The 12,580-nt window shown below is 47.7% G+C and carries 9 protein-coding genes; all 9 read left to right on the top strand.

Annotated features, from left to right (window positions below):
* Nucleotide 1 precedes the first annotated feature (1 nt).
* The 9 genes from ABDK00_RS09235 (at nucleotide 2) to ABDK00_RS09195 (ending at nucleotide 12,575) form a co-directional block, all read left to right on the top strand.
* On the top strand, nucleotides 2-1,564 hold the full coding sequence (locus tag ABDK00_RS09235; protein ID WP_346238329.1) for a sulfatase: 1,563 nt from the start codon (nucleotides 2-4) through the stop codon (nucleotides 1,562-1,564).
* A 31-nt stretch (nucleotides 1,565-1,595) separates the two neighbouring features.
* Nucleotides 1,596-2,534 (top strand): dihydrodipicolinate synthase family protein, encoded by a 939-nt coding sequence (locus ABDK00_RS09230; protein ID WP_346238330.1) that lies wholly within the window; start codon nucleotides 1,596-1,598, stop codon nucleotides 2,532-2,534.
* A gap of 42 nt (nucleotides 2,535-2,576) precedes the next feature.
* Nucleotides 2,577-3,671, top strand: a complete 1,095-nt coding sequence (locus ABDK00_RS09225; protein ID WP_346238331.1) for a kelch repeat-containing protein — start codon at nucleotides 2,577-2,579, stop codon at nucleotides 3,669-3,671.
* Between the two features lie 25 nt (nucleotides 3,672-3,696).
* Nucleotides 3,697-4,932, top strand: coding sequence for an MFS transporter (locus ABDK00_RS09220; protein ID WP_346238332.1), 1,236 nt, complete (start codon nucleotides 3,697-3,699; stop codon nucleotides 4,930-4,932).
* 12 nt (nucleotides 4,933-4,944) lie between these two features.
* Nucleotides 4,945-6,132, top strand: a complete 1,188-nt coding sequence (locus ABDK00_RS09215) for a sialidase family protein (protein ID WP_346238333.1) — start codon at nucleotides 4,945-4,947, stop codon at nucleotides 6,130-6,132.
* 10 nt (nucleotides 6,133-6,142) lie between these two features.
* The gene (locus ABDK00_RS09210) at nucleotides 6,143-7,846 is read left to right on the top strand and encodes a sialate O-acetylesterase (RefSeq protein ID WP_346238334.1); all 1,704 of its coding nucleotides are present in this window, start codon (nucleotides 6,143-6,145) and stop codon (nucleotides 7,844-7,846) included.
* The gene (locus ABDK00_RS09205) at nucleotides 7,843-9,036 is read left to right on the top strand and encodes an AGE family epimerase/isomerase (RefSeq protein WP_346238335.1); all 1,194 of its coding nucleotides are present in this window, start codon (nucleotides 7,843-7,845) and stop codon (nucleotides 9,034-9,036) included. Before ABDK00_RS09210 ends, ABDK00_RS09205 begins: the two co-directional genes overlap by 4 nt.
* Before the next feature lie 90 nt (nucleotides 9,037-9,126).
* Nucleotides 9,127-11,571: a glycoside hydrolase family 95 protein gene (locus ABDK00_RS09200; RefSeq protein WP_346238336.1), complete on the top strand. Its 2,445-nt coding sequence runs from the start codon at nucleotides 9,127-9,129 to the stop codon at nucleotides 11,569-11,571.
* A 38-nt stretch (nucleotides 11,572-11,609) separates the two neighbouring features.
* Complete coding sequence (locus ABDK00_RS09195) at nucleotides 11,610-12,575, top strand: metallophosphoesterase family protein (protein ID WP_346238337.1); 966 nt, start codon at nucleotides 11,610-11,612, stop codon at nucleotides 12,573-12,575.
* The last annotated feature ends 5 nt before the right edge of the window (nucleotides 12,576-12,580 follow it).

Raw genomic sequence — 12,580 nt, 5'->3', positions numbered from 1 at the left:
CATGAATGGCTTCAAAAGAGTTTTTAAACAAATAGCGCAGCAAACGATCGCAATGGCTTTAATGCTGGCTCCGTTAATTTGCCTGGCTGCCACCCAAAAGGGCAGTACTGCGCGGCCCAACATCTTGTTGATTGTCTCTGAAGACAACGGACCGGACCTTGGTTGTTATGGAAACAAAAATGTCAACACACCCGTTCTGGACCGTCTGGCGGCCGAAGGTGTGCGATTCGAGAATGCCTTTGTTACGTACTCGGTTTGCAGTCCGTCACGTAGCAGTATTTTCACAGGCTTGTATCCCCATCAAAACGGACAAACCGGTTTAGCAACCCATAAATATCATATGTATCCCGGTATGGTGACGATGCCTGTTTACTTAAAGAAGGCCGGTTACCGAACCGGGTGTATCGGCAAAATTCATGTTAACCCTGAGTCGGCGATTCCGTTCGATTTTCGCCCGGCTGAACAGGATCCGCTTGCCGGCGATAATTTCTCAAGGAAAAATATGAAAGCCTACGCAACAGTTGCCGATCATTTTATCAACAACGGTTCCGATCCGTTTTTCCTGATGGTAAACTACCCTGACGCCCATTTTCCTTTTGTGACTCAAACAGAGGGTATGCCGGCGCGGCCTTTGACGGGCGATGAAGTTTCCGTTCCGCCGTTTGTAGGCGCTGATAGCAAACGCCTCCGCGGCTTTACCGCAAATTATTATAACTGTATGGAGCGGCTGGATGAGATGGTAGGCGATTTGTTGACAAAACTACAAGCCTCGGGTAAGGCAGAGAACACACTCATTATGTATCTGGGCGATCATGGCGCTCAATTTTCGAGAGGCAAATGCAGCAATTACGAAGCGGGCCTGAAAATTCCCCTGATCGTTAAATGGCCCGGTAAAACGGCGGTAGCCGCAGTAAGAAAAGAGTTGGTATCGGCGCTTGATTTATTACCCACCATTCTTAACGCGGCGCGTATCTCCATTCCGCCATCATTACCCGGCAAACCGCTGCAGCCGCTTCTGTTTAATAAAGAGCGTCACATCTTACACGAATATATTTTTGCCGAGGGAGATGGGTCGGCTGCTATGTTTTATTATCCTCGTCGCAGCGTAAGAAACAACCGGTTTAAACTTATTCATAACCTGTTGTTTCAAAGAGAAAATCCCAAATTTTATTATTATGCAAACAATATCGGCCATTTTGGGGCCGGTACCAGGCAGCAGGAAATTGAGGCCTCGCCGGCGGTTGTGCAAAACGCTTATGCGACCTGGAAACATCCGCCGGAGTTTGAGTTGTACGATTTGGAAAAAGATCCTTACGAGTTTCACAATTTATCAGCCAACCCGCACTACGCAAAAGTGTTGCATAATTTAAAAAAGGTGCTTTTTAAATGGCAGCAACAAACGGCCGATCCGCTTTCGGACAAAAACATATTAGATCGGTTTACACAGGAAGTGGATAGTGTAAACCAAGCTTATCCCGGACACGATTATCCAAAAGATCCCAATTTTCAATGGCGGTACCCGGTTTATTTTTTCGATTACATAAAAAGCCGGGCACGGGATTAGCCAAGAGACTATAAAAACTTAAAGACAAGAAATGATTGAAAAATTAAACGGCCTCATTGCCGCACCTTTTACACCGATGAACGAAGATGGTAGTTTGAACCTGTCGCGCATACCAGCGTATTATGCGATACTTAAATCCAATGGCAATACCGGCGCTTTTATTTGCGGTTCAACAGGAGAGGGGGTGGCTCTCACGCTGGCAGAGAAGCAGGAGGTGATTACCGCCTGGGCGGACTGCACCAGGAATGACGACAGTTTTAAAGTGATGGTATTGGTGGGCGGTACCTGCATCAGCGATTGTATTGCGCTTGCAAAATTTGCACAGCACTCTGGTCTATATGCGGTTTCGTTTACCGCGCCATTTTACTTTAAACCGTCTGCCGTGGCGGACCTGGCGGCCTGTTGTAAAGTAATAGCAAATGAAGTGCCCGACATGCCGTTTTATTATTATCATATCCCTGTGCTGAACGGCGTAGGTTTTGCCATGTTGGATCTCTTAAAGGCAGTTGGAGATATCCCCAATTTTGCCGGTGTAAAATATACCCATGAAGATTTTATGGATTTTCTTTCCTGTGTCCATTTCAAGAGTGGCCGCTACGACATGCTATGGGGTCGCGACGAAAATATGCTTGCTGCCTTATCCGTTGGTGCAAAAGGCGCTGTGGGCAGCACGTTCAACTATGCGGCTCCGTTGTATCACGCCATGATCGATGCGTTTCATAGAAACGATCTGACAACGGCGCAGGCCCTGCAACAGCAATCGATCGATATGATTACTTTACTGGGGAAGTATGGTGGTATAGCCACGGGTAAAGCTTATATGAAACTTATTGGTTTAGATTGTGGCAAGTTTAGGCTACCTGTTAGAAATATGAGCGATGCATCTTTTGAGTTGTTTAAAAAAGATGTGAAAGAACTCAATTTTGAAACTTTTTGCTCGCGCCCGCCGGCGCAGTTTAATGCCTCCTGAAACATGTATAATCGATTTAAAATTTATTTATCCGTAATCTGCATGATCCTATCTCTTTTGGCTTGTAAGCCCGCCGATACTTCTTCCTTAAAATGGACGGTAGCCGGTACGCTGCCGGCGGATACCAAAGGCCTTGCCGGGCCTGTGGTTGGCGTTCTTGATAATAAGCTAATTATTGCGGGTGGTTGCAATTTTCCCGATAGTATGCCCTGGCTGGGCGGCCGGAAAAAATATTATAAAAAAGGATATTTCTTCAGCAAAGAAAAGGCGCTGGCAATTGTGGATTCTTTCGATCTTCCTTTTGATATCGCCTATGCCTCGTCTTGCACTACCGATCGAGGTATTGTTGTAGCGGGCGGAGAGAACGAAAACGGCATCAGCAACAAAACTTTTTTAATCCGGGCAAAGCCGTCCGGTGGTGTTGAAATGGACAGTTTGCGCGATCTTCCTTTTGCACTGACCAATGCGGCTGTAACCGCGCTTGGCAATAAGATTTATCTGGCGGGAGGCGAACTTCCGGAGATGGTTTCCGATAAATTCTTAACGCTTGATTTAGATAATATTGCTAAAGGCTGGCAACCCCTGCCGCCGCTTAGGCGCCCGGTTTCTCACGCGGTGATGGTCGCGCAACACAATGGCGCCGAACCTTGTATTTATCTAATTGGCGGCCGTAAAAGAAATGCAGGTGGAATCAGCGATCTCTACGCCGACGTTGATCAGTTTGATATAGCCAAAAATGAATGGAAGCAAAAGCATTCTTTGCCTTATGCTCTTTCGGCCGGAACCGGGATAGCGGCCGGAACGCATGGTATATTACTATTTGGCGGTGACCAGGGCGCCACTTTTCACCAAACAGAATCGCTTATAGCGGCCATCGATAAGGAGCAGGATGCGGCCAGGAAGCAACAGCTCGTGCAGCAAAAAATAAACCTGCAATTCTCCCATCCGGGTTTTAGCGGGGAAATTTTGAATTACAATACCATTGATGATCGATGGTCAATAGTGGACAGTTTGCCATTTCCAACGCCTGTGACCACCACAGCTGTTCGTTGGAATGACGCGATATGGATACCTGGCGGTGAGATAAAAGCAGGAGTAAGAACCACGCAAATTCTTTCCGCAACTTTCACCGAATAGTTTTAATCAAACCCATACTTTGTTCATGAAGCATCAAGTTAAAAGCAGCAGTATTTATCCCTGGGTGGCGGTGGCATTACTATGGGTCGTGGCGTTGTTGAATTATATGGACCGGCAGATGCTGAGTACGATGAAAGACGCTATGAAAGTGGATATCGGCGAACTGCAATCTGCTGAAAACTTCGGATTTTTGATGGCTATTTTCCTGTATATCTACGGTTTCATGAGCCCGGTAGCCGGTACCATCGCCGATCGTTTCAGCCGCAAGTGGTTGATCGTGGGAAGCCTTTTTGTATGGTCGGGTGTGACGTACGGTATGGGCGTGGCCACCAGTTTCAATCAGCTGCTCTGGCTGCGCGGCATCATGGGGGTAAGCGAAGCCCTTTATATTCCGGCAGCATTGTCTTTGATTGCAGATTTTCATCCCGGCAAAACACGCTCGCTTGCGATCGGCATCCACATGACTGGTTTGTACGCAGGACAGGCGCTGGGCGGATTTGGAGCTACCGTTGCGGCTGCTTATACCTGGCATACGGCTTTCCACTGGTTCGGCATTTTAGGTATGGCGTATGCGTGTATTTTATCGCTTTTTTTAAAAGATCTTAAAACCGGTGGCGCAACATTGCAATCCAATCAAAACAAAATTCCCATAGCTAAAGGGCTGGCGTCGCTGTTTTCCAATATCGCTTTTTGGGTGATTCTTTTCTATTTTGCCGCGCCGAGTTTGCCCGGATGGGCTACCAAAAACTGGTTACCTACGTTGTTCGCCGAAAGCCTGAACATACCTATGGCGCAAGCGGGGCCTTTGTCCACCATGACCATTGCGGCTTCCTCATTTACGGGTGTTATTTTGGGAGGATTGCTTTCGGATCGCTGGGTGCAGAAAAACATAAAAGGGCGGGTATATACAAGCGCCATCGGCCTGGGCCTCACGGTACCTTCGTTGGTTTTGCTGGGGATGGGCCATAGTTTTGCGGCCGTGGTCGGCTCGGCCATTTGTTTTGGAATCGGCTTTGGCATGTTTGATGCGAATAATATGCCGATACTTTGCCAATTCGTTCCCTCTAAATTGCGTGCGACCGCCTATGGATTTATGAACATGGTTGGCGTTTTTGCCGGGGCTGCTATAACGCAGATACTGGGCGTCTTTACCGATGATGGCAATCTGGGCTTCGGCTTCGCTATATTAGGTGCGGTGGTAGTGCTGGCCCTGATCCTTCAATTAGCCGTTTTAAAACCTAAAGTCCAGGATTTTAATTAAACTTCAAAAGTTATGAACCGATCATTTTTTAAGAAAACAAGTGTGCTGAGTGCGCTGTTGGTGTTGCTGACAGGGGTGCCTTTTAGTGCTATGGAATTACACGCGCAAACTAACGTACCGGTCTTTGTGTCGGGTCAGGAAGGCCATAAAAGCTATCGTATTCCTGCCATTATTGCCCTTCCGGATGGCACACTACTGGCTTTTGCCGAGGGCAGGGTACAGGGAATCGATGACTTTGGCGATATTAATATTGTCATGAAAACAAGTATCGACGGAGGCCATACCTGGAGCAGTTTGCAAACCGTTGCCGACGCCGGGTCTCTTCAGGCCGGTAACCCGGCACCGGTGCTCGACAAAACGGACCCCGCCTATCCGCAGGGCCGGATCTTTTTATTTTACAATACCGGAAACAATCATGAAGGCGAAGTGCGTAAAGGAAAAGGCCTTCGGGAAGTATGGTATAAAACTTCCGTTGACGGCGGCCGTAGCTGGAGCGAGGCGGTGAACATTACATCCCAAACCCATCGGCCCAAACAACTGTCCGTCAACCCCGCTTATAATTTTTCGGAAGACTGGCGCAGCTATGCGAATACGCCCGGACATGCCATGCAGTTTGAAAAAGGAAAATACAAAGGACGCATTTATGTGGCCGCCAATCATTCGGCGGGCGACCCACAGCCTCGTTTTAAAGACTATCGGGCACACGGTTTTTTCACAGATGATCATGGAAAAACTTTTAAGATCAGCGAAAATGTGGACCTGCCGGGCGGTAATGAAAATATGGCCACAGAAATCAGCAAAGGCCGTTTGATGTTGAACCTCCGTAATCAACAGGGTCATGTACGAGCGCGCTACACGGCGCTCAGCAGCGACGGTGGCCAAACCTGGTACAATCAGAAATTTGATCGAAGCCTTCCAGATCCGGTTTGCCAGGGATCTATTTTGACAGTAGGCCGCAGTTGGGGGAGAAGCGTGGTGGCGTTTTGTAATGCGGCGGATAGTACAAAAAGAGATAACCTGACGCTTCGGATCAGCAAAAACAATGGACGCAGCTGGAATAAAAGCATAGTGATTTACGCCACCGGGAAAAAAGATGCAGCCGCCTATTCAGACATTTGCAAACTGGGCCGCAAAACGGTGGGCGTGTTATACGAGCAGGATGGCTATTCCAAAATAGTTTTTAGCGCTGTGAAATGGTAAACCACTCTCGATGAAAAGACGCTTCATTTTATGGCGATGGATTTTAACTGTTGCCTGCTGCTATGGTGGGACCTGCCCATTAACTGTTGCCTGCATTGGCAATTCGGTTACCTACGGCTGGGTGTTTAAAGATGAAGCTACTAACCAGGCGGCATGGATCGATTTGCAGGACGCGCTTCGCAACCGGACCGACTTTTTTACAGACGGGGCAACCATGTATTCCAACAAAGCTGCAGCTGTTACAATCACCGATAAGATTTACGGACATATTAGAGGAGGCTTCGGTGGATTACAGCTGCCGGATTTGCTCACCGATAATATGGTATTGCAAAGAGACCACCCCATCAGGATTTGGGGTAAAGCCATCCCCCGCACGAGGGTTTCGGTTCGCTTTATGAATTGGGAAAAAACAGCGAAAACGGGTGCGGATGGCCGCTGGATCTGTACTTTTCCAGCTTCGCCGGCGGTTGCCATTCCTCAGCAAATGACCATCGAAACCGGTAAGCAAAAGATACAATTGCATAACCTGCTGATCGGTGATGTTTGGCTATGCGCAGGTCAGTCGAATATGTATTTTCCGGTGGCGCAGGCCACCGGGGCCGACAGCCTTTTGAAGCAGGTGGGCGATGTTGACGGCTTAAGATTATTCAACTTCCAACCTTATGCAGCAACGGATAACCGCAGTTGGACTGATCAGGAGTTGAGAAAGGCAAACGAACTTGATTTTTTTTCGGGCCATTGGCAACTCAACAAAGAAAAGGCGGTAGCAGCTTTTTCCGCGGTTGGTTACCTATTTGGTTCCCGAATACAAAGTGAAACCGGGGTGCCGATCGGCTTGATCGAAGTAGCGGTGGGCGGTTCGCCGCTCATTTCTTGGGTGAGCCGCTCAGCGCTTGAGTCGGATGGGCGCTTTGCCCCGGCTTTTAAAAACTGGCGCCAGTCAGACTATATCATGAAGTGGTGCCGCGAACGAGCTGGTATGAATTTAAAACATGCCAGTTCCTCGCTTCAGCGCCACCCGTATGAACCGTCTTTTAATTTTGAGGCAGCTATCAAAAAAATCTTACCCTACGCGATCAAGGGTATTATTTGGTACCAGGGTGAAAGTGATGCTGAAAATGCGGAGCGCTATCAGCAACTTTTTCCATTATTTGTTACTGATTGGAGGAAGCAATGGTCGGCCGATTTACCCTTTTATTATGTGCAGCTTTCCAGTCTCAACCGGCCTACCTGGAACTGGTTTAGAGATACCCAGCGCAGGTTGTTGCAACAGCTTGACAATGTGGGGATGGTGGTTACGAGCGATTTGGGCGATCGCGATGATGTACATTATAAAGATAAATTTCCGGTCGGGGAACGGCTTGCCCGGCTGGCATTGCACGACACTTACGCAAAGCATATTTTGTATTCCGGCCCCTTGTTCCGATCCGTTAAAAAGGAAGGTAGTGAGCTTCTGATTTTCTTTCAACATGACACTGGTCTGGCCACTGCCGATGGCGAAGACCTGCGGGGCTTTGAGCTGATGACCGAAAGCGGCACTTTTTTAAAAGCGCCCGCCCGCATTGTAAATAACCAGATACGTATTACAATTCCTGAAGACGTACAAATAAAAGCGATCGCTTATGCCTGGGAACCTTTCACGCGTGCGAATTTAGTGAATGATGCGCAACTGCCTGCGAGTACTTTTATTGAATATTTAAACGAACAACATTGAATACTGAAAAACTTCAATCGCTTTCTGATTTTTACCGGTCGCAGTTATTAAAGGACACGCTGCCGTTTTGGTTTCCTGATAGTGTTGATGAACAATTCGGCGGGTACCTGTTAATGAAAAATCATGATGGAGCGCTTATTGATGATGATAAAGCGGTTTGGATACAGGGCCGCTTTGCCTGGCTTTTATCTACATTATACAATACGATTGAACCGAGAAAGGAATGGCTGGATGCCGCCAAATCGGGTATTGAATTTTTAAATAAATATTGTTTTGATACCGATGGTCAAATGTTTTTTCATGTAACCCGGGAAGGCAAACCCATCAGAAAAAGAAGGTATTTTTTTTCTGAAACCTTCGCGGCGATAGCTCATGCGGCTTACGCCAAAGCCAGCGGTGATGAAAACGCAGCCAAACGCGCCAGGCAATTGTTTGCCACTTGTATCGAATACAGCGAAGGAAAAAAACAATTGCCTGCAAAATTCTCGGGTACCCGGCCAGTCAAGGGAATTGGCGTACCGATGATTATGATCAACACCGCGCAGCAAATACGCGACACCATTGGAGACCCAAGATGTGACGAGTATATATTAAAATGGATCGGGGAAATCGAAACAAATTTTGTGAAAGATGATCTGCGCTGCGTGATGGAACAGGTGGCTTTAGACGGAACTGTTGTGGACCATATTGATGGGCGTACTTTAAACCCGGGGCACGCCATAGAAGGCGCCTGGTTTATTTTGCATGAGGCAGTTTACAGAGGCAATGATAAAAAGCTGATCGATTTAGGTTGCCGTATGTTGGATTATATGTGGGAGCGCGGTTGGGATAAGGAGTACGGCGGCATATTTTATTTCAGAGATGTTTACCACAGGCCGGTGCAGGAGTATTGGCAGGATATGAAATTTTGGTGGCCGCACAACGAAGCGATCATCGCAACGCTGTTGGCCTACCTGGTTACCGGCGATGAAAAATATGCTTCCTGGCACCAGCAGGTACACGATTACGCGTATCAACATTTTCATGATAAAGTGTCCGGAGAATGGTACGGCTACCTGCACCGCGACGGTACAGTGGCTCAAACTGCAAAGGGCAATTTATTTAAAGGGCCGTTTCATTTGCCCCGACAAGAGTGGTATTGCGCGCAAATATTATCCGCAAGCATCAAGCAAAAGGTTAGTAACGACTAATAACAAACCTATAAGCTTTAAATGAAAACCGATGTCACGGTAATTTATTAAGTAAGTGGGTTATCTTAGTGGCGATCAAAATATTTTGATATGCCATTACCTACTAAACTCGAAAGCGGCGCTTATATACGCGCTTCTTTCCGCTTTTTATTTTTAGTTGCCATTAGCTTTTCGGTCGCCATCCAGTGCAGGGCACAAACTGCGAATGCGCTTAAACTTTGGTATGAGCAGCCTGCTGAGGCGTTTGAGGAAGCGCTTCCCATCGGGAACGGCAGGCTTGGCGCGATGGTTTATGGAGGTGTTTCGACAGAAAAAATGTCTTTGAACGAGGCGACGCTATGGGCTGGGCAACCTGTCGATGCTGGCTCTATCAACCCACAGGCTAAAAATTATTTGCAGCCGGTTCGAAAGGCGCTGTTTGAAGAAGATTATAAAACAGCCGATGCGTTGGTAAGAAAAATGCAGGGCCCTTTTTCCGAATCTTATGCGCCATTGGGAAACATCTATTTTTCTTTTGATCATCAAGGTGTTCCTGTTGATTATCGCCGTGAACTTGATATCCAAAATGCGGTCACAAAAGTTTCTTACATGTTAGATGAGACGCTTTACACCAGGGAGAGTTTTGCTTCCTTTCCCGGCCAGGTTATCGTGGTGCGTTTTACCGCAAAAGGTAAAAACAAATTAAACTTCAGCATCCGTTTCGATTCCCGGTTAAAAGCTTCGGTATCGGGCCAGTCAAACATGTTGCAAATGAATGGATGGGCGCCGGTGCACGCGGAACCCAATTACCGCGGTAATATGGAAAATGCAGTAGTGGATGACACCGTTCATGCTATGCGCTATAGTGCGGTGGTGCGTTTGTTAAGCACTGATGGGAAGCAAGCCGCCAGCGACACATCCCTTGCGCTGAGCGATGCGACAGAGGCGGTGTTACTGCTTTCCATGGCAACCAGTTATAATGGATACCAAAATAATCCGGGCACTGACGGAAAGGATGAAAAAGCCCTGGCCTTAAGCTATCTTACAAAGCATGCAGGCACTGATTTTAAAACACTATATAAAAACCATACCGCCGATTTTAGAAAATATTTCGACCGCGTATCGCTTTTTTTGGGCGATGATGACAATGAAAAATTTTCGACCATCGATCGACTGAACCGCTTTGCGTCCGGTAAAACCGATAATAGTTTGCTAGCCCTGTTTTACCAGTTTAGCAGGTATTTACTCATTAGCGCCTCCCGTCCGGGCGGCCAGCCGGCCAATCTACAGGGTATCTGGAACGAACTCGTGCGGCCGCCGTGGAGTAGTAATTACACGACCAATATCAATGCCGAAATGAATTATTGGGGCGCGGAGACGGGTAATCTTTCCGAAATGCACCAGCCTTTTTTTGATTTCATGGAAGGGTTGGCCCACAATGGCGCTGCTACTGCGAAAAATTTTTATGGCGCAAATGGGTGGGTGCTGCATCATAATACTGACATATGGCGCATGACCAATCCTGTTGGCGACTATGGCCAGGGCGACCCCTGTTGGGCTAACTGGCCGATGGGTGGCGTCTGGATGAGTACACATATCTGGGATCATTACCAGTTTACAAAAGACAAAGCGTTTCTCACCCGGCAGGGCTACCCTTTGATGAAAGGAGCCGTACAATTTTGTCTTGATTTTCTAACGGCTGATAAAAAGGGCTATCTCGTCACAGCGCCTTCAACGTCTCCTGAAAATGTATATATCTCGGATCAGGGTTATCGCGGACAGACGTTGTATGGCAGCACGGCTGATATGAGTATGATCCGTCAGCTGTTCCTTCAATATGTGCAGGCTTCGGAAAGCCTAAATACTGATGCGGCGCTGCGGGCCCGTGTAAAAGCAGCGCTGGCCAGGTTATACCCGTATCAAATTGGTAAAAAAGGAAACCTGCAGGAATGGTATCATGATTGGGAGGATGCAGACCCGCGCCATCGGCATTTATCCCATTTGTTTGGCGCTTACCCGGGCAATACCATTGTCACATCAAAGACTGAAGATTTAGCGAAGGCCGTACAAAAATCTTTAGCGTTGCGCACCAATGATGGCACCGGCTGGGCCATCACCTGGCGTATTGCCCTTTGGGCGCGATTGCAAAATGGCGTGCAGGCCTACGACGCGGTTAAAAAGCTGATGCGTTATGTGGGCAAAGATGCCACTATTAAAATGGGGGGAGGAGGTGTTTATACCAATCTTTTTGGCGCACACCCGCCATTTCAAATTGACGGCAATTTTGGCGGCGGCGCTGCAATGGCCGAAATGTTGTTGCAAAGCCACCAGGGCTATATCGAATTGTTGCCGGCGCTGCCCCCGGAATGGGCGAACGGAAGGGTGAAAGGGTTGATGGCGCGCGGTGGTTTTGAATTGGAGATGGAATGGGATAACCATCGGTTGAAGACAGCAGCTGTTATTTCGAAAAAAGGAGGCGATTGCATCATCAAATATGGCGGACAACAAAAAACATTGCACACGGTTGCCGGCAAAAGATATCCGATTGCGTTTTAAGTAAGCGACTCATTTTCGACAATGAAAAAATGAATACCATGAGACGGAAAAAATTTTTGAAGCATATGGCCGGCGCCACGATCGCGCTACAGTTGCCGAGGGCGCTATTCGCATCTTTCGACGATAAAAAGAGACCGGTGAAAATCGGGCTGATCGCAGATTTGCACCAGGATTTGATTCATAACGGGCAGGAACGGCTAAACGCTTTTGTGCAACACATGAAGGCTGTGCAACCTGATGCGCTAATCCAGATGGGAGATTTTGCGTACCCTTCTGAAAAGAACCGGGCGGTGATCGACATGTTCAATCATGCGCATGATATCCCGATGCACGTTATCGGTAATCATGACACTGATGCCGGGCACACTAAACAGCAATGCCTGGAGATCTGGGGGATGCCCCAGCCATATTACAGCCGGGAAATTAAGGGTGTCCATTTTATCTTTCTGGATGGTAATGAGAAAGGCTCGCCTGCTCATAAAGGCGGCTATCCTGCGTTTATTGGAAATGAGCAGATGGCCTGGTTAAAAATGGAACTTGCGCATAGTCAAAAGCCGGTGGTCGTTGTCAGCCATCAACCGCTTGCGGGCTGGGCTGCCGTCGATAACGCCGAAGCTGTGCAGGATTTGCTTGCAGCTTACAAAAAGAAAATTGTACTCGCGATTAATGGACATACGCATATTGATGCCTTATACACCGTTAAAGACGTGCATTATGCTCATATCAATTCAGCTTCTTACTTCTGGATGGGCAGTCCGTATAAACATACTTCATATAGCAAAGCAGTGCACGACTCCTATCCCTGGCTGTCAAGCACCTGTCCTTATAAAGATGCTTTATTCACTGTGTTGACCATCGAACCTCAAACCGGCCTTGTTAAAATCGAAGGGCGAAATAGCGAATGGGTGGGCGCTTCGCCGGCCGCGCTTCATTATCAGAATGACGCTATTGGCGCTGGAAAAGAAATTGTGCCTTTTATAAGGGGTCGGAAAATAAACCTTTGATCGTT

The sequence above is a fragment of the Niabella insulisoli genome, assembly GCF_039652435.2.
Classification (GTDB): domain Bacteria; phylum Bacteroidota; class Bacteroidia; order Chitinophagales; family Chitinophagaceae; genus Niabella; species Niabella insulamsoli.
This window is presented reverse-complemented; position numbering and strand designations above follow the sequence as displayed.